Here is a 24,356-nt window from a genome sequence, read left to right as displayed (position 1 = left end):
CACAGCGACCTAAATGGGGCATTGAACATAATGAGGAAGGCAACAGGCAAAGTGCCTTTAATCATAAAGAAGCCACTCTCCTTCACCGTAGACCACAACAAAGTAGCACCCACAAAGCGGTGTAACACCCAAGACCCCAACAAAACCCCGCCCAAAAGGCGGGAAAGGGGTCATCTTGTTAATGTGGAGATCCGCTAATAATAAGGAAAAGGTATTTATATTAAGAAAAAGCTGAGGCAACGATGGGTCGTAGGAGGAAAAGCCGTAAGAAGTTACTACTTAAGCCAAAGAAGACATTACCCAAGGTATTCACATGCCCACACTGCGGTGCACCTCTAGTTAACGTTAAGATTGATAAGAAGGAGGGGAAGGTCTTGGTTAATTGCGGTAATTGCGGTCTTGAGGCTGAATTCAATTACATACCTGGGTTATTACCTGTTGATTACTTCAATAAATTCGTCGATCTCTATTACCAAGGAAGCATTAAGCCAAAGAAGGAGGTAACAATATCCCTAACGCAACTAACGCCGCAAACCAACAACCCATTGATTAATGAAGGCGAAACAGAGACTAACGAAGGTTTAGGTGAGGAGAGTAGTTTGGGTGAGGGTGAGGGGGGTGGGGAGGTTTATGGCGAGGAAGGCGAGTACACGGAGGATGTAGGCTATATCGAGGAGTGATATTTAAAATAATCATACCCCTTTAAATCAACCAATGGGGGTTAAGGAGCACTTGCTGGGTAGAATCTCTGAGGTAGGTACAATACACATGACCTTACTCGATCCAGACAAGGTTAGCGCCAGGGAATTTAGGGAGTTGGCACTTATGGTTCAGGAATACGGAACTGACGCATTAATGGTTGGTGGTTCTCTAGGCATATCGGAGAGCCAATTAGATGAGTACCTAAGCATGGTTAAGGGCTCACTAAAAATACCAGTAATCCTATTCCCAGGTAGTGTAGCTAACCTAAGCAAGCACGCCGATGCGGTGTTCTTCTTAAGTGTATTAAATAGTGCAGATCCATACTTCATAGTTGGAGCTCAAATACAAGCCTCCGTACTACTAATAAAGAGGTTCAGGAACCTGGAACCAATATCGTTAGCATACATAATCATTGGTGACGGTGGTGCCGTCGGTTACGTAAGCCATGCCAGGCCCATACCATACGACAGGGATGACATAGCGCTAGCCTACGCCTATGCAGCCCAATTAATGGGTTTCGATATGATCTACCTAGAAGCCGGCAGCGGTGCGCGTGAACCCGTTAGGCCGAGGATGGTTTCTCGGGTTAAGTCTCTCGTTAATAAACCCCTCATTATTGGCGGTGGCATTAGGGACCCCCAAAAAGCCTTTGAATTAGCGTTGTCTGGTGCAGATGCTGTGGTCACCGGAACGATAGTTGAGGAGAATCCCGAACTTCTCAAAGACATAATAAGATCCACCCACGAGGGTGGGTTAGCAAGAAAAAACTCAGGGAGGAGAGGCTAGGAATTTCAGTAATATCACCACTATAGAAATCGCTATTCCAAGGAATATCACGGTTTGTGGGCTTAGCTTTATGCGTTCTATCTCCTTAGCCTCATTGAACTTCACAAGCCCTGCTGCAATGAACGGCGATACACCTGACGTACGTCTACGTCTAGGCATCGTAATTTGATTCTGAGACTGTTTTTAAATCTATCTAATTAGATTCTCCTTATCCCAAGTAGCCCCGTGGGTGTGGGTTTGTGGGGCCGCTCGGGCGAGGGCTTCCAAGCCGCGGCTCCTCTTGACGTCTGGTGCTCCTTGGTCATACTCTGTTTGTTCGTAGAGCTTTTCGAACACTTCAAGGCTTATCCTCCCGTCGTAAAGCGCCAGGATCAACTCTGCCCTTATGCGTCGGATTGGGTGGTGCATGTACTTAACGATGCGTCTGAGCAGCTTAACGGCGTTTTTGCCGCAAAACACTAGGGCATCGTCTGTTTCAAGTTGGTTAATAGTTCCAATGATGCCGAACCTCTTAGCAATAGTATCCCTCAACACATCGAGAACAATTCTCTTTGGGCAAGCCTTACAAGCTATAATGTACACAAAAACTAACTCAGTCTCACCGTTATAGTAATATACTACTGATCCATCTCCATCGATTTCGCCTGCTAAAAACTCACTCAACTCCTCATCGCTGAAGCCATTGAGGATACTGTGTTCGATGGTCCACGGCCATTCATTGGTGCTTAGGTATACATAGTATGATAAATCGATTAATTCAGATGCGTATTTTGCTGCTGGCGCTTTACTTTTCAATCCAATTTCTAGGCTTGATTTCTTGACAGCGCCTAATAATGTCAGGAAGAATATGGCACTAATGGCATTCGTCGTCTTTAACTCCAACTGATTTTATCATCAAGTTTCTCTATTGCCATGTCACTAACCCTTAACCCGAACCAGTAGGTCTCCTCAAGTTACGCAGTGACTCCAAGCCCTCAAGCCAAGCACACGACTCTATGCCGTATTTCCTAAACTCATCAACATCAACACCAACGAACCGCCACACCTCCTCACACATCCTAACCTCACTCCAACCCAACCTCCTCAGCAAATCCTCGATCTCCTTAACGACTTCATACCTCACTGCCTTGTTCTCCCAATCAATACCGCACCTTTCCAACCGCTCGTTAAATTGCCGCAGATTTGTTATACGGGTCGTTATCCTAACCCAACTCCTCGATACACCAAGGTCCCTAAGTATCCTCAATAACCTACACTCCTCCTCATGATTACTGACGAGCCACAACTCGTGAACAACCTCCCTAACCTTGTCCGCAACCTCCTTGCCGATTAGTCTACCATCGTGGCATTGGTTTCGAACCAACTCCTCAATGAGTCTCGTGATGCAATCCTTATCGTTGCTTTCTAGGCATCTTCTTGCTTCCTTGATTGCTTCTTGGCATTGCTCTATCCTCCCTGCCTGGGTGGGTTTGGGCAGGGAGGCTTCGTTGCTTGACTCTAGTTCTTTCTCGTTACTCATTGGGCCTTTGCCCATTTCGGGCGGCCCATTGATTTTAAACCCACCCTCAGTTAAGCACCTAACTCGGTGCATAATTGAAGCACCTATGCTTCTCAAGCTCATTCATGAAGAACGTGGTTAATGACAAGTTGAGCCGTGAACGAGGCTCCACAGGAACGAAGAGCACCAATATGCACACCATACCGGCTAAAAGCAACCACAACACAGACAAACACCCAACACAAAGACACGCACCAAGGAAACAATAGAGGAACTACCGAAGGTGGCGTTGGTATGAAATTGAAGAAGCTTCAAAACGGTTAAGGCAAACGGCTCATAAAAACCTTTTATACGATAAAGACTTTCCCCAACCATTAAGGGCTAGGTTAAAAATCTTTACTAACCCTGATTGAGTGGTTCAATGTGTAGGTTGTTTTCGCGACCTTGTGGTGGTTTAAGTGTGGAGTTCCCTGTTGGGTCTTCAATAATTACCGTGAACTTAAACCTACCCTTAAGGGCATCCCTAACCCTATTCTTAAACTCTCTCAACTTACTTACGACAGCATCATCGCCCTCATTCAAAACCTCCATACTATCCGCAACATCGAGTAATCTCAGTAATAATCCTTCCATAGTTGTTATCATGGCCTCAGCCTCAGGTCCTGGAGTAATTTCAAAACCCAATTCTGGACTAAACACTTTAGCGTTTTTCGACCTAAATATGTAGGTCCTATAGACATCCTCCTCATCCCTAACCTCATAGGTTATCCTAGAGGGACCCCTGGAGTTTAAGTACTGTATATCGGTTCTCCTATACCCACAATTATCGCATTGATTACTATACAATATTAAATCGCCAAATACTGGGTCATTGTAAAGGATTTCCATCACATGTAATGTATCCCTACCGCATACGGGGCACCTTTCAATACCTGTGTAGAGGACTCTACCGTTAAGTCCAACATTACCTTTATCACTCATCACTAAGCCATAAATCCCTCTAAATTTAAAATCTTGCATATGCGATACTCGTATTAATGCCTCCATTAATTCGCCTAAATCCTATATTCTTAATCATCATTTAACGAAAAGCCCCTCTTTAAATCAAGACTCGCCATTATAGCATGAATACAACCGTTTTCGACTTTGGTAGGAAACATTAACCATAATGAGTTAGGGAGGTTATTCTTAATCATTATCGTAGTCATATCGCTTTCCTTCGTTGTGTGAATAATACTTAAAAGGGAGATGGTTCATTGACGTATTTCGATGAGCACAATGACACCCAGCAGATGGCTTACGGCATTAGCGATAGTGACCATATTAATACTTGTACTATTCATAATGGGCTTTTGGCAGGCGGTTTATACACCAGGCGCTGCCCCCGTATGTGCTGCGCCATTCACGTTAATGGAAATACTGGCGTTCATAATGGCGATACCCGGCGCGCTTTTACTCATTAGCTACCTAAGTAGGGGTGAGGTGAGTGATTTATTGTTGATGGTCTTTGCAGCACTAATTGTGGTATTCTCAATAAGCCTTTATCTTCTATCCACATCATCATACGCGGGAATATGCTGAGGCTTAAAGCTCAAAAGTAATTCCGCTCCCTGATTTACTGATGGATTGCGTATTTTGTAAAATAGTAAGGGGTGAGGAGCCTGCATACATTGTCTATGAGGATGAGTACGTGGTAGCAATACTCGATAAGTACCCAGTAAATAAGGGCCACACCCTAGTAATGCCCAAGAGGCATTACAGGGATATAACTGAGATACCCGATGAGGAGTTATGTCGTGTTATTAAGATTACTAAGGCCGTTACTATAGCCGTAATGAGGGCTCTAAAGGTTCCTGGGGTTAGGGTGGTTCAGAACAACGGTGCGGAGGCTGGTCAGGTTATTTTCCACGTACACTTCCACGTAATACCAATGACAGGCCACATTAGCGGTAGGCATTACCTAACGGTTGAGGAGGGTCGCGAGGTGTCATCCGTATTATCTAGGGAAATTAAGGAGGTACTTAATGATTTATGAGAAGTAACTTTTTTATTTTAATTGGCGTATTATAATGCGATGGAGATATTTGGTTTAACCCTAACCCAGATAGTTAGCATAATAGGTTTATTCATTCTTGGGTTATTGGTTGGTATATTGATAAGGAGATTGCTGAGTGTAGCCCTGATATTGCTAGCCATAGTGATACTAGCCATGGCCCTGGGCTACCTAAGTCCCTCATCATTAGTCGCCCTACTTCACTACGCTGGCTATGCCCTAGCAACAGCATACGCGAAGGCCCAACAATTTATTAGCGTAATACCTTACTCCTCATTGGCATTCATAATAGGTCTTGTAATAGGCCTTATACGTGGTTGATTGGGAAGGATCCGGATTACCAACCGTATGTGAGAACCAGGGGATTTTACGAGAGGCGTGGCTTCACACCCATACTATTGGTCGACCCATACCCAGATCGGGGTGAACCCATGATACTCTATGCCAAGCCGATTTGCTAAAGCGAGGCTCCGCGTAAATCCATGATGAGGTTGGTGAACCCTAGCCTAGTCATTATTCGCCAGGTTACGCGACTAGAATAGGTACATTAATTAAGGATCGGCTTAAGTATTGATTAGTTTAGATACGTTACCTTAAGGTTTGACCTGTATAGAAAATCAAGGAATGAATCGAATGATTTACTTGAGGCTCTTGGGCTATAGACCATGGCCTCGTTATTACTTAGAAATACGAAACCAGTACGTGAAGGCAATTCCTCAGTGTGCCTCCTCATCAATTCAGCAAATTCATTACTAGGGCTTGTACCCACGACAATAACCCTCTCCTCACGTGAGTGATAATCCAAAAACCTCCTGCTTGGTATTACCCAGGGACATAGGAGTATTAGTTCCCTACTACCCTCACCAAAAACCGTGTACATAACACCGCACCTAGCAACCCTACTGTACATGTATTGGCCATGGGGGCTCAGGATCCTCTTAAACGACCTGGCTGCTGAATCCTTCATCTCATGAATTAAGGCCCTAACCGCCTGGACATCAATTGCAGGATTAAGTATTAACTCGCCCACTGATCCGTCCAGGAGGCCATCGATCTTAGTTCCCGTAATAAGTTCTCTAAAATCCATGCCATAAATAGCCCTAAATAACCAATTAACTGGTCTCGCACCAAAGACGGCAGCCTCCACAGCCATCAACTCCCTAATGTTGGCACCACTGAGGAGTTCCTTCACATCAGGTATTGTTATGTCCCCGGAGATCTCGAGAAGCCTTGGGATTAGGTATTCAGGTACGAACAATACGTCCCTGGACCTATGCATTAGAACCCCAGCCCTTATTAAATCCTCGACAATGTCCTCCGCGAAACCCATGAGCCTAAACTGAACCCTTAGCACAACCTCACGTCCACCAAGCTCCATGTACCTGGCTAGGGCATAGGCGGCGTTGCCGAACCCCCTAATCCTATCCATGGCGTGGTCAGCCAATAATTCATAAAACCTCCTAACCTCCCCATCAGCCCTATCGCCCAATGATGATAGTAAGCCCCTGGCCTGATTACATATTTCCAGGTAATCATTACCGTATCTAAGGGTTGCATCCCTGATTAATGCCTCATCATCCTCATCAACGTAATTAAGCAACTGGTAGAGGCATTCCAAGGTCTCAGCGCTACTTTGATTTGACACACCAACCCCCTTAGTACCAACTGAATTAGCGCCCGGCTTTTAAATGCGTATTACTACATAGCTCATGTGAAACTCCACGAGTACAAATTCGTAGTACCACACGAGCTAAGTGAAGTAATGAGTATAATACGTGGTTTAAGCACTGTTGATGAGGTAAAGGTTCCAACGTGGGAGTCGAGTGGTCGTGTACTGTCTAGGGACGCGGTTGTGCCAATCGACATACCGCCAATGTCTAAGGCGGCCTATGATGGTTATGCCGTGAGGAGTGCAGACGTGATTAAGGTACCCATTAAATTGAAGGTGGTTGGTTCAGTTAACATAGGTACGGTACCCAATATTGAGTTAGGGCCCATGGAGACGGCATATGTAACGACTGGTGCGTATATACCGAGGAATGCGGACGCCGTGGTACCGGAGGAGTACGTGGAGATTGTTAGTGATAATGAGGTTTTAATAAATAAGTCAATAAAGCCCTGGGAAAATGTAGATCCAGCAGGGAGTTTCGCCAGGAAGGGTGAGGTCGCGCTTAGGGAGGGTACGGTGATAATGCCCTGGGACGTACCAGCCCTACTGGAGCTCGGGATTGGCGAGGTGTGGGTTAGGAGGAAGGTTGGGATTTACATAGTAGCAACGGGTTCAGAGCTTGTTGAGGCTAAGGAGCCCAGTGATGTAATTAACGCTATAATCAATGGTAAGGTGGTGGAGAGCACGGCGTCCATGATAAGAGACTACATCAATGTTTACACACCATACGCAGAGGTTGTGGGTAAGGTGATAGTACCCGACGATCCCGAGGCCATCAGGAACGCCGTGACTCAAGGCATTGATAGGGCCGATATAGTGATAACCACGGGTGGTACAGGGCCTAGTGGGGTTGATTATGTCTACGAAGTCACCCAATCACTAAAACCACAGGCATACGTGAGGGGCTTAAGGATGAGGCCAGGGAGACCCACAGGCATAGCCGTACTGAGTAGCAACAAGGTCATCATCAACCTCTCGGGGCACCCAATATCCACACTAAATGCGCTCACGATAATCGTTAAAGAAGTAATTAAACAGATGGCTGGCGTTAAGGTGGATATGCCCGAGCCCAGGGTTAATGCAAGCCTTGTTAAGGGCCAATTAGGTGATGAGGAGTTCGCTAGGCAGTATAGGGTTAGGGTTACGAGAAGGGGCAATGAGTACTTAATAGAGGAGATACCAAGGCAGGGCAGTTCACTAACACATACACTGCTCACAGTTAACGGGCTAGTATTCACAGGCAAAGGACAAATAATCAAAGAAGGCCAACAAACCGAGGTCCTACTCCTAAGACAACCATTCAACCCTAGCGATGAAAGTAACTTATAAACTAAACGAACATTATGAAAAATGTTAAGTAGACGTAAAAGCTCGATACGCATAGCTGCGGAATAAGCAACGTAAGGGATTCCGCAATACAAAACTGCGTATTGAACATCACAAAAAGAAATGGGCAATACAAAATAACTACCACATGCTTCAGGGAATGATGCCTCACTGAATACGGCATTGAACCAAAGCCACAATGCATAAAGACACTGGCCATTTACCTACCAATAATAGTCCAGGAACAACAACTAAAACCGACAAAACAAGGGACAAAGTACATACTCACGAAAACACCAAACACAAACTCACAAGAAACAACACACCCATAACACCGACCCACCCAAACCCACCGAAAACCCACCACGCAAAACTTAAAAACCAGGAGAAAAACAACACATGTCCCCCGTTGATAGGGCGCCCAGGGGCACAAACCCCGCGCGGCCCGTAGCTCAGCCCGGTTAGAGCGACCGGCTGTAGTCAGCCGCCGTGGCGACATGGGAAAAAGCCACGGCTAGTGGAAACCGGTAGGTCCCGGGTTCGAATCCCGGCGGGGGGACCAAATTGTTCAGTTCCTTTTTATGGGGTTGGTGGTTTTTGTTCCCGTGGGTGTGGGTTTGTGGGGCTGTTTGGGTGAGGGCTTCTAGGCCGTGGTATCTTTTTGGGTCGTCTTTGTCTCCGTATTCCGTTAAGCCATAAAGTGTAGTGAGTGTTTCACGGTCTATTTTGCCATCGTGATGCATTAGGATTAATTCGGCTCGCAACCGCTTTATTGGGTGATGTAGGTACGGCACGATTAATCTAAGCAGCTTAATGGCGTTTTCTCCATAAACCCCTAGCCTAGCTCTAGGGTCCGTCTCATACTCGTAGATTTTGCTCTCTATCCCTAATTTCCTCAATGCTTCCTGAGCGGCATCTAAAAGAGCTCTTTTTCCACAGCTACGGCACGCTGTAATTGTTATAGCCAGTGCTGAGTTTTCAATGTTATAATAAATTGTGCCGTCTCCGTCAATTATTCCTGCAATTAGCTTCGGCACATCCTCCGGCCTCAATGCCCTTATGTACTTAATCAACTCCTCGATATTCAACCACTTCCACTCCTCTTTTTTAACGTAGATGTAATACTCTATGGCTATGATGCCCGTTCTTCCCCTTTGCTGTGGTGTACCGTTATCCCAGACGAACGTCACGCTTGGTCTTCCTATGTTAGAAAGAATTTTTGGAAATACTATAGCACTGATCGACTCCGTTGTTTTTAACGAGACCTTTACATACTCATTGTTTCGGGTCTCGACCACACGGTCACTTATGTCGCTTGCAACAATTCCTATGATGTAGTGAATACTAGTTTCCGCGTAAATCCAATTGCATGGATTTATACCATGTCTTTTCAGCATATTAACATCAATGCCGATAAATCTTAATAACTCCTCACACTCCTTATCTCTATTCCAACCAAATTTCTCCAGTAAGCTTTCAATTTCCTTGATGACTTCGTACCTCGGCACCCTTCTCTCCATCTTAACATTGCATTCCTCTAACAATTTATTTACTCGCTTTGAATTCTCGTTCAGGGAATCCCTCACCCACCTCCTTGAAACGCCGAGATTACTGAGCATTTTTAATAGCTCACACCTCTGTCTATCATTGTTGCTCATCAACCATAGCGTGTGAAAGATACCCCGAGTCTCGTTAACAATCTCTTTTCCAGCTGCGTGAACCTTGTGGCACCCATTTTCTATTTTTTTCTAAAGTTTGTACAGCGCAATTCCTGTTGTTATCCTCTAGGCACTTCTTTGCTTGTCTTATCAGCTTGGTGCATGTTTCTATCCTCCCCGCCTGGGTGGGTTTGGGCAGGGAGGCTTCGTTGCTTGACTTTTTGTCCTCCTCATCAACCATTGGGCCTTTGCCGTTTATCGGCGGCCCGTTGGTTTTAAACCCACCCTCAGCCGAGGCAGCAATGCACCTAACTAGGTGCATGGCCGAAGCACCTATGTTTCTTCAGTTCATCCACGAATATCTTGGCTAACTCACTGCACAGTTCCGCCTCCATACACTTACTGTAAACGAAGCTCCACAACTGGCAATCAACTCCTCGATACGTCAACAGCCATGCAAACGGCCAATCCACACCCACACCCAACAATTATTTTAACAACTAGGCTTATAAGGCACCACGAACACAGGCACAAAACAACAACCACACACGCAATAACGACAACCACAACAAGCACTTGATCCAACAACACACACCGAAAGCAATGATGAAGAAACTACCAAAATAACACTGACATGAAGACTAACAAGAAACACAACCACTACAGATACAGAAGGTCTCCTGTTCGAATCCTGGCCGGGGACCATAAATTTTGCTTTATGTTTTTGGTTTTGACTTGGTTTTTGTTTTGCACCATGGGTGTGGGTTTGTGAGGCTTTTCTGTGAGGTGCTTGGGTCGTTGCTTTTTGTGCTTGTTTTGTCTTGGTTGTGATTTTTCGGGGTTTTGGTTTTGTTTTTGGTTGGATTATTGCGCCTTGTCTTGTTTGTTTGTGGTGTTTGCTTTGCGATGCGTAGCGCTTTTAAACTGGGGTTGTTAATTGGGTTTAGCCGGGTCGTCTAGCGGCCAAGGATGGCGGGCTTTGGACCCGTTGACCCCGGTTCGAATCCGGGCCCGGCTACCACTCCCATCCTTCTATTTCTCTAAACCGTGTTACGGACAGTAAGAGCATATCGTTATTAGTGCTTCATTTGCGTCCTTTGTGTATTCCGTTTATGGCTGTTTTAGACTGTTTGCCTAGTTGTAGGTTACTTATGGTTGATTACGCCCTTTAGGTTTCACTTTTTATATGATTTGCAATCCTCAGAGCAATAAATAATTAGGCGTAGGTTGCGTTGGTGTACTGTGTGGCTTTTGAGCAAAGCGGCATATTGTTAAACCAAGATATCCTAATCACTAATTGATTCTAATCTTGAATCTAAGGTAGGCTATTAAAGATAATACGTCCTTACCTTAAATACTATAATAAATACTATCCCTTAATACTGATGCGGCACTGACCTATCCATCGTTTGACTTGGTCAGTGTTTTCTAAATTCTCTTTATTATTTTTTATATCTAATACAATGTTAAAAATAATTTTAATAGCATATATTATATGTTCATATTTTATATCTCGATTATTACATAGGAGTAATGCTTTAAATATTGTGCAGATCGCATTATATTGTATGGTTAAGGTTCAGTGGGCTCCCGAGCATTATAAATGGCCTCCTAGGTCGGGTAGTGCAATAGCCTCTCAGTTCATTGGTTTTATGCTTGATGCTTATGATCTAACCTTTGTTACGGCAATGACTACAATACTGGCTGCTGTATTAATGCCACCAACTCTGTCTAAGTCTGTTGTTGGTTATTACCTAACGTTGCTAGGCTATGCCTTCACGATGATTGCTAGACCCGTGGGTAGTGCATTGTTTGGTAATTTTGCTGACAGGATTGGTAGGAGGGATACGCTGATGATAACGATATTGGGTTATGGAATAATGAGTGCGGTGACCGCAGCCATACCAACGTACGCCCAGGTTGGGTGGGCAGCCTTCTGGATCTATGCCCTAATTAGGTTCATACTTGGTATATTCGTTGGTGGCGAGTACGCGGCTGGTCACCCATTCGCCATGGAGTACTCAGCACCTAGGTGGAGGGGCTTGGTTAGTGGTATTGTTCAGGGTGGTTTCTCATGGGGCGTGGCGTTGGGTGGTCTCGTTGTGGCTGCCTTTACTGCGGTATTCGGTTTACACGCCATGAAGGCATACGCCTGGAGATACGTGTTTCTAACTGGGTTAATACCGGCGGTTGTTGCATTCATAATTAGGTACACGATGCCTGACACGCCAATCTTCACGGAGGCTAAGGAGAAGGGGCAACTCGAGAGGATACCCTTCTTCAGTATATTCAAGCCGCCAGCACTATGGACCTTCCTACAAGTGCTTGTTTTCATGACTAGTTTATTCTTCAGTTCCTATTCAATGTTTGATTTTGCTGTGGGTATATATGCGAGGGCCAGTTTACCCGAGGGCTGTTTTGGTTTTTGTGATTGTTTGTAGTGTACATATTTATTAATGCCTTTAGGCCTCTTAGGGCTGTTAGGTAGGCTGATGCTGTGTGCCTGTCTAGTCCATACTTCCTCATTACTTCTTCGTGTTCCTTGGAGTTTGTTGTCCCCCTTGGGTTTGTGAGGAGTGTTTTGAACCCGTACTTCAATGCCATTACGATGCCGTACTGTATTAATTGCCTCTTGGCGAACCTAGTTATCTTCCTATTACCCACCCTACTCCTGGTGAACCTCCTCCTCTTAATTAGGGGGAGGTTTTCGAAGACAACAACGCCGACGTTATGCGTGTAGCAGTACTTCAACAGCTTCGCCAATGCCCTGAGCCTCAAGGCCCTAGCCCTATTCCTTGGGAATCCATGGGAAGTTGTCTCGGTGAACCACGCAGTCCTAGTGTCCACTATCCTCCCATGCTCATCAATGATTACCAGGTTCACCCTATCACTGTTTAGGTCGAAACCACCCACAAACCCTCCCTCGGCTTCACCCTTCCTGAAGTGCTTGAGGTAGAGCTTTATCGGGATTGATAGGTGAAGGTAAATGCTGCCTCCCCTAAAGACAATCCTAGCCCCATAGCTCACCTCCCTCTGCCTAGCGAGGTCTACCAACTCCCTGAGTAGTGGTAGGTACCTCTCCCCGAACTCGGTTCGTAGCGTTATCCACGAGCCATCATATGGGTACTTGACTTTGACTAGGCCTGTGTTCTCCAGTCTCACGTTTCTGTTCCCAAGCCTTGAGGACTCACCCTCACTGACGATGAATGGTCTCCTCACCTCTATATGCAGTGGGTTGCAACCGTTGAATAAGCACCCCTCCACAATAGCCCTGGCCACCTTGTAGGCTGAGTCGGCGTATGCCTTGTTCAGCATTCCCCTGAGCTCCCTGAGTATGCTGTTTTTATCCACCCCCTTGGCAATCATCCTAGTGGTTATTCGGACAGCATTTTTGAAGTCCCACGCTAGCCTCACTAAGCGCATGTAATCCTCACTTGAGACTGGGTAGAGCTTGCCAATGATTGTCACGTAATCCACCACTGTAGACGCACCCACAACATCACTCATCCGGAACAGTGACACGGATGATCACCTCCCTCCCATGCAGGTGCATCATCCTCACACTCAGCCTCTTGGGTATATAGATGCAGAGAAGCCCATGGCTAGTCTTTGAAATCCGGGCATGAAACACATACTCCTCAGGCACTCCCTACACCAAGACCAAAAATTACAGAAAAACTTATAAAGCTTTCTGTACTAATTTCTTGAAAGGGATGAACCCGATGAGCTTGGCGAGGGTGACCTTGGAGGAGCCACCTTCGGTGAGGGGAGTGGGTGTGAACCCCTGGCGACAGGCGGGGACCCACTCCCGCAGCTGGGGGTGGCTCATGGAGAAGCCGTCGAGAAGGAGACGGTGGGAACAACCCACCACCTCCGGAGAGACGGTTTAGTGCCGGTTTACTTATCGGAGCGCTTCGCAACACAGAGGAGGGGGAGCGGTGTTGGGTTCGGATACAGCTCCGGTATTTTCATTAGTGCCTGGATGCCGCTATACTCAATACCGCTTTATGGTGTGTTTTACTTTATCGAAGGTACTAATATATGGTTTACCGCAGCCTTTTGGCTAATTCTTGCGGGTATTGTCTATGGTATTGCAGCTGCTATAGGCCCTGAGACCATAGGTATTGACTTGAGAATTGTCAAGGAAAGGTAAATGTGCCTTTATCCTCATTTATTAGAATTAAAACTAACTATCTTTTTACTTTCATTCCTTCTCAGGTGGTGTTGCCATACCTCAAGCCTAACATGAATGCCTTTATGTTTCTATCAACGTCTCTCCTTATGTTCATCTTTATTGCCTCCTCAATAATATCCTGCGGTATGTATTGGCTTAGGTTCATGATTGAGTATAGGGCTCCTAGCATTACCATGTTTTCATAAATCACATTACCAAGTTTGACGGCGTCCTCATAGGCATTTATGAAATACACATTCTTAATGCTGCTCCTGAGCATGTTCTCCAACTCCTCAATGCTGGGTATTCTCTGCTTGGTTGCCGGTGGTCTAATTAACCTCCTATTTACTATGAAGGTCGTGTTTTCATTAGCGTAATTAACAGCTCTTAATGCCTCGAGTATTTCGAATGCTACGATAACGTCAGCGCCATTCCTCGGTATCAACGGTGCATCCACATCGCCGATCCTCACGTGCACATCCACCGAACCACCCCTTTGGCTTAATCCATGGGTTTCGGCGATTAATGCCTTATAACCAGCCCTGAGCGCTGCATCGCCTAATACCGTTGCGAAGGTTATTAGACCCTGCCCGCCAACACCAGCCAAATACATGCTCAGTCTCATTACCCATCACCTCACATCCTGGCCCATGCACTTAACCAGTTCTTGACATCACCCTCGGGCTTTATCGCGTTGTATGGGCATACTTGGGCGCATACCGAGCATCCAACGCACATGTACGGGTCTATCCAAGCCTTCCTACTCTCCAGCGGTACTAGTGCCGGGCACGCTATTAGGTTGTAGCATATACCACATGCTTTACAGGCGTTTTCATCAACGTAGTAACGAGTTACGTAATTCCTAAACAATCTAGTTGCCTCGAGCGCACAACCCCTCTTCATAACTACCACAGCCACGCCACCCTTCCTCACCACGTTCAAGGCTTCGCTGATTACTTCCTGAGCCTTCTTTACCTCGAATGGGTCTACAGTACTCACATAATCAGCGCCAAGTGATTTAGCGACCTCCCCTATGTCTATCTTGTTTGTTGGGTTTGGTTGACCCCCTGTCATTGCCGTGACCCTGTTGTCAAGTACCATTATCAGCATGGGGGTTTTGTTGTAAATGGCATTAACCAATGCCGGCAAGCCTGCATGGAAGAATGTTGAGTCTCCAATTATTGATACAATAACCTCTTTCCCACGTGTGCCGTGATAAATACCCATACCAAGGCCCAATGAGCTTCCCATGTCAGTTAACGTGTCTTGTTCGTTGAATGGATTATTGATTCCAAGGCTATAGCACCCAATATCACCACTAAAGATAGGCTTAACGCCCGCCTTTGCTGTGCTTATCTTTAATTCATAAAATGATGCCGTGTGCGGACATCCAGGGCAAAAGACAGGTGGTCTGGGTGGTGGTGCATAATCAACCTTGATTGGGTGGTTTGACAGTAATGGATTGTTGATATCGAGCGCTTTAGATAATCCGTCCATTACCGAGTTCATTGTTAATTCGCCAACCCTATTGAATAGATTCTCAGCCTTACCTAAAATAGGCACCCTAATACCCTCTTCGTAAAGTAATGCCTTCAATTGCTGTTCAACGACGGGATCCTCCTCCTCAATAACGACCACCCTATCCGCCCTGGACACGGCATTCAATATCGTCTTTCTGGGTAAAGGTACGGGTGTAGCTACGTTTAACACACTTGCCTTAACACCATAATTCTTAACAGCCTCGAGCGCGTATGTGAATGCAACACCACTGGTTATTATGAGATTCCTATCGCCCTCAATGTAATTGTGCGGTAATTGATCCACATCTTTCTCAATAGTGCTCCATCTCTTTAGTAATTCATTCTTAAGTGTACGGGCATTTGCAGGAATTAATGCATGCCTCCTAGGATCCTTAACGTAACCCTCAGCATACCTCGGTGCGGCTGGTGAGCATACCGTGACAGGACCCCTAACATGCGAAACCCTAGTCACACTCCTCAGGAGCACTGGGTGCGAGTGTGTCTCGCTGAATTCTATGGCGTTTTTTGCGAAATCCTTGGCGCTTTGTGGGTCGTATGGCTCGAAGACCGGTATGTAGGCGTGAATACCAACCCACCTATTGTCCTGTTCATTCTGGCTCGACCACATGTTTGGGTCGTCTGCTGTGACTATGGCAAAGCCGCCTTTAACACCTGTATATGCGCTTGACATTAATGGGTCCATGGCTACGTTGAGGCCTACGTGCTTCATCATGACGATAGCCCTAGAACCCGCTAAGGCAGCACCGTATGCAACCTCGAAGGCGACCTTTTCATTGCTGCTCCACTCGGCATACACGCCAAACTCCTTACCATAATCAATTAGGTACTCCATTATCTCGCTTGACGGTGTGCCTGGGTAACCAGCCGCAACGGCGACACCGGCTTCCAACGCACCATGGGCGATGGCGTGATTCCCAAGCATTAGTTTAATAATACAATTGTTCATCAAAAATCACAAGTCCTATTTAAATTAAAGCCTTTCTCCTAGTACTTAATAATTTAGCTAGTGGTATATTTATTATATAGTCCTATATTGATCAGCCTAGAATGGACTCCTCATCGACTCGGCATGTCTAGGGTTCATCACCTATGTTTTCTTGTAATACAAGTTTATATTTTTAAGTCATATTGGCTAGAATCGCGCGTTTCCAGGTATTACATTAGTTATTTTAATTGCTTATTTAATATTACCTTTGTTTCATACACGATACCGTGAATAACATGAGGAAGAACCTAGCAATACTCCTACTAGTACTAGCGGTAACAGTATCGGTAATAGTTATGGCTACTCAATACCAGGTCTCACCTAACGTGAACGCACCAACTACGATAAACCAGCCATACTATGCAATACTTGAATACATTGATTACATAAACACAACAAGGACCATAACATTGGCGCCAGGTCAATCTATGACGATACAGGCGCCACTACCTCCAGGGCCTGGTTATACGCTTAGTTACATAAAGGTTAATGTTAATTCACCCTCCCCAGCCCTGGTAATTAGCGGCAATGGCGTGATGTATAGCAAGAATGAGATAGGCGCAATAGTTAGTGCATACACGAGTAGCAATCAATTAGCCATAGCAAACGCCGGTAATCAACCACTTAATGAGACGGTAACGGTAACATACGTATTCGTGAAGGAGGAGTACGTTGCCCTAAATACATCAGCCACCTCATTCACGCTTGGGATAACGATACCTGACGAGTCAATACAGTACGTCACGCAGCAGATCGTCGAGCTTTCAATACCGAATTACATGCCATTCGAAATAGCGAGCATAGCGTTACCTAATGGCACAACGCTTGCACAGCTAGTTTCTGAGTGGAGTCCCCTAGCTAATTACATAAAGATTGAGCCCAAGTACGTCGAGTTAACAGCCAACGAACTACCTCCTGGCCAGTACGAGGTCACGATTAACTACGGTAATGAGTATATAATGCCGAGCGCCATGCTCATAAAGGGTACGGAGTTCCTGAACTACACGGTTAATCCAGGCCAAACCCTTGAGATAACAGGTTCTGAGTTTGGTGTACCACCTGGTTGGAACCTGCTTGGTTACATAGTTGCGGTGTACACAGTGCAGCCCCTAGTCGTTGGAGAGCAGCCTGGGCACTTTGAGATAGTCGCGAATAGGGTATCGCCTGTTTCCCTATACAGCACGCTGGTGCAGGTCAGCGGTATAAGCTACCTACTGCCTCCATTCATTAGGTTTGCACCCATGTTCGGAATATACATAGTCTACGACAGGTACTTCGAGGTTGTGGATAACCTAAATGTCCCATTGGTGGTTACGTTCATGCCGATAATATACAAACCAGCAGGTCAATGGGTCAATGGTAATCTACAGGTTACCGTAACCGACGCCGACGTTTCCAGCGGGTTGTGGACAGCATTAGTTGTTCAATTACCAGAGATAGCGCACATATACAAGATAGTTACGCCAAGTGGCACGGTCTACACGGGTCTCGTGAATTCCGAAATACCATGGGGATCCACAGAGAGGCTGGTCTCGATAAGCCCTGATGGTTCTCAAGCATACATAGCGGTCTCAACACTCGGTGTTAGTGAGACTGGTACATACATGGTGTATGTTAATTGGACACCAATAACAATGCACTTCGCCAATACACTGAATGCACCAATAAGCGGCGTTAAGGTTGAGACTTTGGTCAATGGATCGTTGGTGACAACGGCTGTTAGCGGCTCTGATGGCAATGCGTACATAAGCATAAACGAGCCAACGCCGTTCACGGCAGTTGTGTACTATGACAATGTGCCGCTGTATTACGTCAACGTTAACTCATTAATTAACCAACCAATTGGTGTAACCATTGGGTTATACAACGTCACGGTGCTGTTTGTTGGTGCCAGGAGCCAGGCTATATCCAACGCGAAAATAACACTGTATAGAATCGGCACAGGTCCGACTCTTAATGGAACAACGAGCGGCATGGGTACTGTTGGGTTCACTAATGTATTGGGTGGTACATACCTAATTACTGCCCAGTATGGTAACCTGAAGTACAGCGAGTTGGTTACGATTAATGGTAATGACGTGATAACAATAAAGTCGGACATATTAGCCATAATAGATGGATTCCCAATAACAACCATTGAGGCATTGATAGGCACCTTGGGCTTAGGTGGTGCTGCAGCAATAGCCTTTGCATTTGCCAACGGTAAGAAACAACATAGGGATTACGAAGTAGTAACCATGTAATTATTATGGGATTAATTTACTCAAAATTAAATTAATTCTCTTTGTGTCTCCTCTCGTATTCAATCCTTAACTCTCTGGCTAGATCCATGACTCTATTTAACAACTCATGCTTTACATCGAAGATATTATGCAGCATTATTAACCGCCTATACTGCCTATCAAACCTACCGTACTCCCTCCTAACCCTATTGTTCAGCCTCGACCTCATCCTCTTGAGTAGGTTCTCACCGTATGTCAATAGCCTCTTATCCTCAACCTCCAATCTCCTGACTACCAGGGGTCTTACTGCTCTAAACTGCTCATCAGTGAGCTCAACTATTGCGTATGCGAACTCGCCCTCAAATCCCCCCTCCATTATCTTCACAAGTTCGTCCTTAATACTCATTATCCTACCCTCCAAATCCTGCCTTGCATGCCAGGATATCATAACCCCACTCGTAATCTCGAGACCAACATCGCCCAGTTTCCTGTTCGCTAATTCCTTCACCTCATCATTACTTGTGTATATGATCACCAATGCGTACTGCCTCATCGATATCTTGAGTATGTTTTTACAGCATTAATTATTAATTCCTTTATTGCTGAATCATCAAACCCCTTACCTACGAATATCCTTATGGAAATCAACTCCCTCCTCACCCCATCATCATAACCGACGAACTCCCACTTGAGGTTGTTTATGACTTCTCTCCTATACATTAACTTTACATCCCCAATCTTTAATGTCTCATCTATGGGTATGTCCCATGGAGAAAGCACATCTATGCTAAGCACACTAACCTCATCATTAATGCTAATCAACCTGGCCAATGACACATTGCCGCATAGGTATTCCCTAACCCCATCCCAATCCCTAACGGTTATCTCATTACATTCCACAGCTCTCGAAACTCAACACCACTTTTAATGCATTGTTTTATGAGTAAGGTTTATATACTGAGTAGTGCTTGAAATACATGATTAACATGTCTAGCAGCGGTGAGGAGAGTAGTGAGAGGAAGACTGTGACTATAAGGGGGTTAAGTACAGACATTTATGACAGAATAAGCAAATTAGCCAGAGAAACAGGTACGACAGTCGGCGAGATAGTTAATGACGCACTCAGGCGATACATAGCAACGCTGGAGAATATATCTAGGGCTATTGATAACATGATAAGGGCTGGCGATGTGATTGTAATAAGCGGTGTCTCGTCATTAACGGTTACGAGGGCAGACCTGGAGACCCTGGAGAAACCCGTCATCTTCAAGGATATGGATGAGCTGGTGTTCGCAGACGATGTAACCAATGATTTAATAAAGAATAAGGTGGCCAGGATAGTCAACGTCAACACAGTCTATACACCAAAGTCCGTATCCACACTGCTAATAGCATCAAAGAGCGAACTTGTAAAGAAGATAGTGCCCAAATGATGTTAACCCTTTAATACTTCACACATACTTAAAATCCACGTGAACATTCTTGTTGTTGGCGTTGGAGCAATGGGTCTAAATCACGTAAAGGTCTTGAATCAACTAAAGAGCAAAGGCCTTGTTGAGAAAATATATGCTGTGGACGTTGATAGAGATAGGCTCATGATCGCAAAGAAACATGGCGCGGATATGGTATTTACAGAAATAAATGAGGCAATAAAGTACAAACCTGACCTAGGTATAATAGCCGTACCCACAAACCTCCACTATAGGATCGCTAAAGACTTAGTAAAACATACCGATCTACTCATTGAGAAGCCCATCACGGAAAGATTAAATGAGGCCTTGGACCTATATCGTGAGGCACGGGTTCTCGGTAGGAAGGTGCTGGTGGGGCACATAGAGCGTTTCAACCCGGTATATAAGGTATTACTTAATGAGGTTAAGAACGATGTACCAATACATGTAGAGTCAATCAGGGTAGGTTCATTAAAGGGTAACCCGCGGGCTTACGGTAATGTGCTCCTCGACCTCGGGCTTCATGACATAGACCTCGTGTTAGGAATGCTCAATGAGTATGATGTTAAAATCATGGGGAGAATCCTGAGGGGAGATCCCATAACTTCGGCGTGGGTCATGCTAGGGCTTGGTGATGCCACATACGTACTACATGCATCGTGGGATTACGAGGTCAGGGTTAGGAGGCTCACCGTATTGCTTAAGGATAGGTATTACGAAGCAGACCTATTAAACAAAGTTCTGATGCGTAACGGCGTAAAACACACCGTGGAGAGCGTTGATCAGTTGAGCCAGGAGTTAATGCATGCTATTGGGGTGATAAGGGGTGTTGAGAAACCAATAATTGGCATTGAGGAGGGTATCAAGGCATTGGCTGTGGTGGAGGGTATAATCGCAGGTGAGGAGAGGATAGACCTAGGCAAGGTTTTAGGTTGAGTAGTCAATTATCGATTTAACCCTAACAATATACCTAGCAGCCAGCTCCTCAGCCCACCTAGGCATCCTCAATGTGGTTATAACCTCCCTAACCAGGGATTCTACGGCATCGCAATCATCGGCACTCTGATCTCTGCATATCTTAACCAAGTACTTACTCCTAGCCTCGAACAAATCCCTATCCATATCTATCCTATTACAGTCATGGTCGTAGCTCCAACCCCTCCTTAAATCACGAAGGTGCAAAAACAGGTGGGCAGCAACCCTACCCAAATCCATTGGGCCAGACATAACGTACATGCCCTCCTTAATACTATAGCAGCTACCACGCCCCATGTAAATATTAACCATACGATATAAGCAAGAGACCAAGTCAATAAAAAACATGTAGTTATTAAGCAGGATACTAACAATAACAGAAATTATCAACATCAACAACCTGAAAGACGGCTAACCAAAGGCAAAGTCCTGGTGGGCCCGCCGGGATTCGAACCCGGGATCTCCCGCGACCCCAAGCCTAAACCAGCAACGTGAGGCAAATGCGGGACTACTGTCCCTGGGCATCCTACCGCTAGACTACGGGCCCATTTTTGCTTTGAGCTTTTCGGTTTTTAGGTTTTTCTTTATGGGTGCGGCCTCGCTAAATTGCCTTGGCAAGGATTTCGGCACACGATAATAAACAACAAATCTCGCCCTTTAGGGCTGGGCTTGGGCAAAATCTAGGTGAGCAGGCGCAGCTGACCTCCTCCCTGCCTTAAGAGGGTGTGGGAGGTTTCCTCGCCGCCACCTTCATTTTGTATCCGGTGGTGGTTCATGGGTTTGCCCCGGGCCGGCACTGCGGGGCTTTGTTCGCTGGCCTTGAATTCCTTGAGTGTGGTGTGTAGGATTTTTGCCATAAAGTATGGTATTAGTGGGTTTGATTTTTCTTCGTACTCTCTCCAATTTATTTCCCTCCTTAAATTTCACCACACGCCTTTTGTCCATGCTTCTGGTGTTGTTTTCCAAGCCATGTTCATGACCGAGGCATGGTCCCTATCTACATAGTGTCCGAGTGGGCATTGCAATGTGTGCCAATCATCTGTGCTCTCAAGCCTTGTGAAGTGTATTGGACAAACCCTACTGTTCCTGTAGGATGATACGTGGAATAGTTTGGAGCCGCGTTCCAAAGCCTTATCCTCAACGGTTTTCTCCAAAGCCTTGAATGGGATTTGCTTGATCCTATGCCTTAGTCCTCCACTCTCAAGATCACTAATCATCTCATCCTGAGGCTTCTCACCAAGCTCCTCGGTGATTATGATTGATGGGTTCTTGGTTAACTCACTTGCCACATGCCTAACCCTACCAACCTTCCTACCACTCTCCCTTAGGTGCTTAACACGCTTCCTGTATTCCCTCGTGTTCGTTATGTTCATGTACTTACCGTTTGGTAATGCGAATCCAGGCTTGAGTTTCTCGATGATTGCGTTCCTAATTGCCTCATACCTCCTGGCTAGCCTACCGAAGTCTGTCCTAATCGAGTAGAGCTCAGGCATTAGGTACCGCCTATTCCAATCTGCGATCTTATCAATTGTTGCAATTATATCAATCCTACTCACAGCAACGGTGTTCTCGTTGATGTCGAATGCCACCACGCGTTGTGGTACCTCTTGCCTCGGTTTCAGCTTGAAGATGAAGACTGCGTACCACCTATTCAACCTACGCTTAATCATTAGCGTAGATGCGAGCTCGGCTTCCCCAGTTAGCACCCTCCACCAGTATTGCCAGAAGTGCTTGTGTGGTCTAAGCCAAACCTCAGTTCGACCACTGGGTAAGGATAGCTCAAGCCTGACTGGGGCTACTGATTTAACGAACTCCTCATAATTCCATGTGAACTCGGTGAACCTAATGGATACGGTCTTAATCTCGGGGTAGGACTTATGCACTAAGCCCTTCCTCCTCCTCTCAACGAATGACTTGGCGATTTGCGCCGCTTGCCTAATCGCCTGAATAACCAATTGTGAGTTCAAGTCTTGGTACTCCAGCCTATACTTGCGATAAAGCAGACTTTGAAGCTGGGTTGCACTCGTAACATTGTTCGCAACGGCGTACATGGCAACCTCACGAACGATGTTGAGATACGCAGACTCAACGGAGTAAAGCAAACTATTGAGCTCCTTAGTGACCTCAAGCTCAACAGCAACAGCCCTACACAACAACAAAGGCAGGAAAAACACCCACGACAAAAAGAGGCGAGGCTTGTTCCATTTCTGTCATGTACAAACCTTGGGTGAAACGCTTCATAGCCAGGTAAGGCAGCAACACCCAAGATCCCAGGAAAACCTAACCCCAAAAGCGGGAGGAGGTCGGTTCTACCGTTCACTTAACCATGTTTCCATACTTCTTCATGCAGTATCCCAGTGCTGTTCGTGATATCCCTTTTCGCGCACTTCTTATCATGTAGCCAATTGGCTAAGTGAATTTTTAGTTATGCTACGAGATTTTCTTTGTTATTTTAGGTAAATTGATGGTACTTTTTAATAATGGTCTGTGGCTATCATGAACTTGACAATGGGTAGGGAAATAAATGTTGAGGGTCTTCCATATAGAACACGTGTTTACATAAACAACCAAGTGCTTCTTCCCTCGGGATTAATTAGGTTGCTTGGTATTGAGGATGCACTGTATGCAGATATAATTATTAAGCATGGGGGTAAGGTTATAGAGATTAAGGGTGTTAGGTTGTTGAGGAATAGACGGGCTATGTCGAGGCAGTTTACGATACCCAGGGAGGTTAGGGATAGGTACGGTATAAGACCTCTTGATGAGATTGAGATAGTTAGTGTTAAGCCCGTGAGTTTCGTAAATATTTACGAGCATGGTGAGGCACCGAGTTAGTCCTTTCCTTCTCTCTTATTTTTACGATGCTTATGTAAAGCACTATTGCCGCTGGTATGTAGTATAGCGGTAATCCTCCGTGTATTGGTATTGTGGGGTATGTGAACATGTGCAGACTTCTTATGTAGCCCCAGGAGTGCGGTATGTGTCCTATGAAGAGCCAGAATGCCGCATCCTCGCTCCATACAGCCAGGTCAGCGGCGAATAACCACTGCCAGAGGTCGCCGAGTATTATCCAGGGTATTGCCAGTATTATGGCCACACCCAACCTATACATCCACATGCCCAACCATGGGTGGTAATGAACTAGGGCTAAATACCAGGAATCCGTTGGATCGTGATGGATTGCGTAAACCAACTCGGGCAGTATCATAGACTCTATTATGGCATAGCCAATCCCGGTCACGATGGGTGGCACGGTTAACTTTACCCAATTAACCATCTAAATTGAAGAGCGAAAACAACGATTTAATTAACCTTA

At 45.6% G+C, this 24,356-nt stretch carries 30 protein-coding genes, 3 tRNA genes and 2 pseudogenes; 16 read left to right on the top strand and 19 right to left on the bottom strand.

The features are described from left to right. The 3 genes and pseudogenes from B7L70_RS13820 to B7L70_RS01420 all read left to right on the top strand — a co-directional run. Positions 1–198: pseudogene (locus B7L70_RS13820) on the top strand (hypothetical protein); the annotation flags it as partial. 44 nt (positions 199–242) lie between these two features. Beyond that, on the top strand, positions 243–680 hold the full coding sequence (locus B7L70_RS01425) for a hypothetical protein (RefSeq protein WP_081226118.1): 438 nt from the start codon (positions 243–245) through the stop codon (positions 678–680). Between the two features lie 34 nt (positions 681–714). Next, complete coding sequence (locus tag B7L70_RS01420) at positions 715–1,488, top strand: geranylgeranylglyceryl/heptaprenylglyceryl phosphate synthase (protein ID WP_081226117.1); 774 nt, start codon at positions 715–717, stop codon at positions 1,486–1,488. Here the strand turns inward: B7L70_RS01420 and B7L70_RS01415 are convergent. The 5 genes from B7L70_RS01415 to B7L70_RS01400 form a co-directional block, all read right to left on the bottom strand. Then, positions 1,471–1,647, bottom strand: coding sequence for a preprotein translocase subunit Sec61beta (locus B7L70_RS01415; RefSeq protein ID WP_081226116.1), 177 nt, complete (start codon positions 1,645–1,647; stop codon positions 1,471–1,473). The genes B7L70_RS01420 and B7L70_RS01415 overlap by 18 nt on opposite strands. A 30-nt stretch (positions 1,648–1,677) precedes the next feature. Continuing rightward, a complete protein-coding gene (locus tag B7L70_RS01410) occupies positions 1,678–2,370 on the bottom strand; it encodes a hypothetical protein (protein WP_101940207.1) in 693 nt (230 codons plus the stop codon). A 43-nt stretch (positions 2,371–2,413) separates the two neighbouring features. Beyond that, a complete protein-coding gene (locus tag B7L70_RS01405; protein ID WP_143701486.1) occupies positions 2,414–3,079 on the bottom strand; it encodes a hypothetical protein in 666 nt (221 codons plus the stop codon). Next, complete coding sequence (locus B7L70_RS13150) at positions 3,066–3,212, bottom strand: hypothetical protein (RefSeq protein ID WP_162009064.1); 147 nt, start codon at positions 3,210–3,212, stop codon at positions 3,066–3,068. The genes B7L70_RS01405 and B7L70_RS13150 overlap by 14 nt, the downstream gene beginning before the upstream one ends. 173 nt (positions 3,213–3,385) lie before the next feature. Continuing rightward, positions 3,386–3,967 (bottom strand): ZPR1 zinc finger domain-containing protein, encoded by a 582-nt coding sequence (locus B7L70_RS01400; protein WP_081226113.1) that lies wholly within the window; start codon positions 3,965–3,967, stop codon positions 3,386–3,388. Positions 3,968–4,255: 288 nt separating this feature from the next. Here B7L70_RS01400 and B7L70_RS01395 point away from each other — a divergent pair, with 288 nt between their 5' ends. Genes B7L70_RS01395 through B7L70_RS13145 form a run of 4 tightly spaced genes read left to right on the top strand, consistent with a single transcriptional unit; the run spans position 4,256 to position 5,500 of the window. Continuing rightward, entirely contained in the window at positions 4,256–4,567 is a 312-nt protein-coding gene (locus B7L70_RS01395; RefSeq protein ID WP_081226112.1) for a hypothetical protein, read from the top strand. Positions 4,568–4,607: 40 nt separating this feature from the next. Next, positions 4,608–5,021 carry an HIT family protein gene (locus B7L70_RS01390; RefSeq protein WP_081226111.1) on the top strand — a complete coding sequence of 138 codons (414 nt, stop codon included), beginning with the start codon at positions 4,608–4,610 and terminating at the stop codon, positions 5,019–5,021. Positions 5,022–5,060: 39 nt separating this feature from the next. Continuing rightward, positions 5,061–5,360 carry a hypothetical protein gene (locus B7L70_RS01385; RefSeq protein ID WP_081226110.1) on the top strand — a complete coding sequence of 100 codons (300 nt, stop codon included), beginning with the start codon at positions 5,061–5,063 and terminating at the stop codon, positions 5,358–5,360. Further along, positions 5,357–5,500 (top strand): hypothetical protein, encoded by a 144-nt coding sequence (locus tag B7L70_RS13145; protein ID WP_162009063.1) that lies wholly within the window; start codon positions 5,357–5,359, stop codon positions 5,498–5,500. The genes B7L70_RS01385 and B7L70_RS13145 overlap by 4 nt, the downstream gene beginning before the upstream one ends. Positions 5,501–5,613: 113 nt before the next feature. Here B7L70_RS13145 and B7L70_RS01380 read toward each other — a convergent pair whose 3' ends face one another. Further along, positions 5,614–6,684, bottom strand: coding sequence for a hypothetical protein (locus tag B7L70_RS01380; RefSeq protein WP_081226109.1), 1,071 nt, complete (start codon positions 6,682–6,684; stop codon positions 5,614–5,616). Between the two features lie 66 nt (positions 6,685–6,750). Between B7L70_RS01380 and B7L70_RS01375 the strand changes: the two genes are divergently transcribed. Both B7L70_RS01375 and B7L70_RS01370 read left to right on the top strand, forming a co-directional pair. Beyond that, a complete protein-coding gene (locus B7L70_RS01375) occupies positions 6,751–8,037 on the top strand; it encodes a molybdopterin molybdotransferase MoeA (RefSeq protein ID WP_081226108.1) in 1,287 nt (428 codons plus the stop codon). A gap of 417 nt (positions 8,038–8,454) precedes the next feature. After that, positions 8,455–8,596, top strand: a tRNA-Tyr gene (locus B7L70_RS01370). 250 nt (positions 8,597–8,846) lie between these two features. Here B7L70_RS01370 and B7L70_RS14235 read toward each other — a convergent pair. From B7L70_RS14235 to B7L70_RS13140, 3 genes and pseudogenes are all read right to left on the bottom strand, one after another. Next, a pseudogene (locus B7L70_RS14235) lies at positions 8,847–9,431 on the bottom strand (LAGLIDADG family homing endonuclease); the annotation flags it as partial. 295 nt (positions 9,432–9,726) lie between these two features. After that, entirely contained in the window at positions 9,727–10,014 is a 288-nt protein-coding gene (locus B7L70_RS01360; RefSeq protein ID WP_143701485.1) for a hypothetical protein, read from the bottom strand. After that, complete coding sequence (locus tag B7L70_RS13140) at positions 10,001–10,165, bottom strand: hypothetical protein (RefSeq protein WP_162009062.1); 165 nt, start codon at positions 10,163–10,165, stop codon at positions 10,001–10,003. The genes B7L70_RS01360 and B7L70_RS13140 overlap by 14 nt, the downstream gene beginning before the upstream one ends. A 472-nt stretch (positions 10,166–10,637) precedes the next feature. On the opposite strand from B7L70_RS13140, the gene B7L70_RS01355 reads away from it, so the two are divergent. Together B7L70_RS01355 and B7L70_RS01350 are read left to right on the top strand one after the other, a co-directional pair. Then, positions 10,638–10,713: transfer RNA gene (locus B7L70_RS01355), tRNA-Gln, on the top strand. Positions 10,714–11,260: 547 nt separating this feature from the next. Further along, positions 11,261–12,133, top strand: a complete 873-nt coding sequence (locus B7L70_RS01350; protein ID WP_238376030.1) for an MFS transporter — start codon at positions 11,261–11,263, stop codon at positions 12,131–12,133. Here the strand turns inward: B7L70_RS01350 and B7L70_RS01345 are convergent. Both B7L70_RS01345 and B7L70_RS13135 read right to left on the bottom strand, forming a co-directional pair. Further along, positions 12,042–13,214 carry a hypothetical protein gene (locus B7L70_RS01345; RefSeq protein WP_143701484.1) on the bottom strand — a complete coding sequence of 391 codons (1,173 nt, stop codon included), beginning with the start codon at positions 13,212–13,214 and terminating at the stop codon, positions 12,042–12,044. The two genes, B7L70_RS01350 and B7L70_RS01345, sit on opposite strands and share 92 nt — an antisense overlap. Further along, on the bottom strand, positions 13,192–13,338 hold the full coding sequence (locus B7L70_RS13135) for a hypothetical protein (RefSeq protein ID WP_162009061.1): 147 nt from the start codon (positions 13,336–13,338) through the stop codon (positions 13,192–13,194). Before B7L70_RS13135 ends, B7L70_RS01345 begins: the two co-directional genes overlap by 23 nt. A gap of 174 nt (positions 13,339–13,512) precedes the next feature. Here B7L70_RS13135 and B7L70_RS01340 point away from each other — a divergent pair, with 174 nt between their 5' ends. Then, the gene (locus B7L70_RS01340) at positions 13,513–13,845 is read left to right on the top strand and encodes a hypothetical protein (protein WP_238376029.1); all 333 of its coding nucleotides are present in this window, start codon (positions 13,513–13,515) and stop codon (positions 13,843–13,845) included. Positions 13,846–13,906: 61 nt separating this feature from the next. Here B7L70_RS01340 and B7L70_RS01335 read toward each other — a convergent pair whose 3' ends face one another. Next, positions 13,907–14,491, bottom strand: coding sequence for an indolepyruvate oxidoreductase subunit beta (locus B7L70_RS01335; RefSeq protein WP_081226105.1), 585 nt, complete (start codon positions 14,489–14,491; stop codon positions 13,907–13,909). A gap of 11 nt (positions 14,492–14,502) precedes the next feature. Further along, positions 14,503–16,353, bottom strand: a complete 1,851-nt coding sequence (gene iorA, locus B7L70_RS01330) for an indolepyruvate ferredoxin oxidoreductase subunit alpha (protein ID WP_081226104.1) — start codon at positions 16,351–16,353, stop codon at positions 14,503–14,505. A gap of 275 nt (positions 16,354–16,628) precedes the next feature. Between iorA and B7L70_RS01325 the strand changes: the two genes are divergently transcribed. Then, on the top strand, positions 16,629–18,635 hold the full coding sequence (locus tag B7L70_RS01325; RefSeq protein ID WP_081226124.1) for a hypothetical protein: 2,007 nt from the start codon (positions 16,629–16,631) through the stop codon (positions 18,633–18,635). 31 nt (positions 18,636–18,666) lie between these two features. Here the strand turns inward: B7L70_RS01325 and B7L70_RS01320 are convergent, their stop codons facing one another. Both B7L70_RS01320 and B7L70_RS01315 read right to left on the bottom strand, forming a co-directional pair. Continuing rightward, positions 18,667–19,167: a hypothetical protein gene (locus B7L70_RS01320; protein ID WP_081226103.1), complete on the bottom strand. Its 501-nt coding sequence runs from the start codon at positions 19,165–19,167 to the stop codon at positions 18,667–18,669. Then, positions 19,164–19,514, bottom strand: coding sequence for a hypothetical protein (locus B7L70_RS01315; protein ID WP_081226102.1), 351 nt, complete (start codon positions 19,512–19,514; stop codon positions 19,164–19,166). The genes B7L70_RS01320 and B7L70_RS01315 overlap by 4 nt, the downstream gene beginning before the upstream one ends. Positions 19,515–19,591: 77 nt before the next feature. Between B7L70_RS01315 and B7L70_RS01310 the strand changes: the two genes are divergently transcribed. Both B7L70_RS01310 and B7L70_RS01305 read left to right on the top strand, forming a co-directional pair. Beyond that, positions 19,592–20,047, top strand: coding sequence for a hypothetical protein (locus tag B7L70_RS01310; RefSeq protein ID WP_081226101.1), 456 nt, complete (start codon positions 19,592–19,594; stop codon positions 20,045–20,047). Positions 20,048–20,086: 39 nt separating this feature from the next. Then, on the top strand, positions 20,087–21,001 hold the full coding sequence (locus B7L70_RS01305) for a Gfo/Idh/MocA family protein (protein ID WP_081226100.1): 915 nt from the start codon (positions 20,087–20,089) through the stop codon (positions 20,999–21,001). On the opposite strand, the gene B7L70_RS01300 is transcribed toward B7L70_RS01305, so the two are convergent. From B7L70_RS01300 to B7L70_RS01295, 3 genes are all read right to left on the bottom strand, one after another. Further along, the gene (locus B7L70_RS01300; protein ID WP_081226099.1) at positions 20,993–21,352 is read right to left on the bottom strand and encodes a hypothetical protein; all 360 of its coding nucleotides are present in this window, start codon (positions 21,350–21,352) and stop codon (positions 20,993–20,995) included. The two genes, B7L70_RS01305 and B7L70_RS01300, sit on opposite strands and share 9 nt — an antisense overlap. A gap of 118 nt (positions 21,353–21,470) precedes the next feature. Beyond that, positions 21,471–21,587: transfer RNA gene (locus B7L70_RS13130), tRNA-Val, on the bottom strand. Between the two features lie 376 nt (positions 21,588–21,963). Next, positions 21,964–23,199, bottom strand: coding sequence for a zinc ribbon domain-containing protein (locus B7L70_RS01295; RefSeq protein WP_143701483.1), 1,236 nt, complete (start codon positions 23,197–23,199; stop codon positions 21,964–21,966). Between the two features lie 349 nt (positions 23,200–23,548). Here B7L70_RS01295 and B7L70_RS01290 point away from each other — a divergent pair, with 349 nt between their 5' ends. After that, the gene (locus B7L70_RS01290; protein WP_081226097.1) at positions 23,549–23,875 is read left to right on the top strand and encodes a hypothetical protein; all 327 of its coding nucleotides are present in this window, start codon (positions 23,549–23,551) and stop codon (positions 23,873–23,875) included. Here the strand turns inward: B7L70_RS01290 and B7L70_RS01285 are convergent. Continuing rightward, on the bottom strand, positions 23,823–24,317 hold the full coding sequence (locus B7L70_RS01285) for a hypothetical protein (protein ID WP_081226096.1): 495 nt from the start codon (positions 24,315–24,317) through the stop codon (positions 23,823–23,825). The two genes, B7L70_RS01290 and B7L70_RS01285, sit on opposite strands and share 53 nt — an antisense overlap. Positions 24,318–24,356: the final 39 nt, after the last annotated feature.

Source organism: Vulcanisaeta sp. EB80 (genome assembly GCF_002078205.2).
This window is presented reverse-complemented; position numbering and strand designations above follow the sequence as displayed.

Bases quoted from the DNA above. Each gene is read 5' to 3' on its own strand.
- B7L70_RS01425 (WP_081226118.1), top strand. From the start codon at position 243: ATGGGTCGTAGGAGGAAAAGCCGTAAGAAGTTACTACTTAAGCCAAAG.
- B7L70_RS01420 (WP_081226117.1), top strand. From the start codon at position 715: ATGGGGGTTAAGGAGCACTTGCTGGGTAGAATCTCTGAGGTAGGTACA.
- B7L70_RS01415 (WP_081226116.1), bottom strand. From the start codon at position 1,647: ATGCCTAGACGTAGACGTACGTCAGGTGTATCGCCGTTCATTGCAGCA.
- B7L70_RS01405 (WP_143701486.1), bottom strand. From the start codon at position 3,079: ATGCACCGAGTTAGGTGCTTAACTGAGGGTGGGTTTAAAATCAATGGG.
- B7L70_RS01400 (WP_081226113.1), bottom strand. From the start codon at position 3,967: ATGAGTGATAAAGGTAATGTTGGACTTAACGGTAGAGTCCTCTACACA.
- B7L70_RS01395 (WP_081226112.1), top strand. From the start codon at position 4,256: ATGAGCACAATGACACCCAGCAGATGGCTTACGGCATTAGCGATAGTG.
- B7L70_RS01390 (WP_081226111.1), top strand. From the start codon at position 4,608: ATGGATTGCGTATTTTGTAAAATAGTAAGGGGTGAGGAGCCTGCATAC.
- B7L70_RS01385 (WP_081226110.1), top strand. From the start codon at position 5,061: ATGGAGATATTTGGTTTAACCCTAACCCAGATAGTTAGCATAATAGGT.
- B7L70_RS01360 (WP_143701485.1), bottom strand. From the start codon at position 10,014: ATGCACCTAGTTAGGTGCATTGCTGCCTCGGCTGAGGGTGGGTTTAAA.
- B7L70_RS01350 (WP_238376030.1), top strand. From the start codon at position 11,261: ATGGTTAAGGTTCAGTGGGCTCCCGAGCATTATAAATGGCCTCCTAGG.
- B7L70_RS01335 (WP_081226105.1), bottom strand. From the start codon at position 14,491: ATGAGACTGAGCATGTATTTGGCTGGTGTTGGCGGGCAGGGTCTAATA.
- iorA (WP_081226104.1), bottom strand. From the start codon at position 16,353: ATGAACAATTGTATTATTAAACTAATGCTTGGGAATCACGCCATCGCC.
- B7L70_RS01325 (WP_081226124.1), top strand. From the start codon at position 16,629: ATGAGGAAGAACCTAGCAATACTCCTACTAGTACTAGCGGTAACAGTA.
- B7L70_RS01320 (WP_081226103.1), bottom strand. From the start codon at position 19,167: ATGAGGCAGTACGCATTGGTGATCATATACACAAGTAATGATGAGGTG.
- B7L70_RS01310 (WP_081226101.1), top strand. From the start codon at position 19,592: ATGATTAACATGTCTAGCAGCGGTGAGGAGAGTAGTGAGAGGAAGACT.
- B7L70_RS01300 (WP_081226099.1), bottom strand. From the start codon at position 21,352: ATGGTTAATATTTACATGGGGCGTGGTAGCTGCTATAGTATTAAGGAG.
- B7L70_RS01290 (WP_081226097.1), top strand. From the start codon at position 23,549: ATGGGTAGGGAAATAAATGTTGAGGGTCTTCCATATAGAACACGTGTT.
- B7L70_RS01285 (WP_081226096.1), bottom strand. From the start codon at position 24,317: ATGGTTAATTGGGTAAAGTTAACCGTGCCACCCATCGTGACCGGGATT.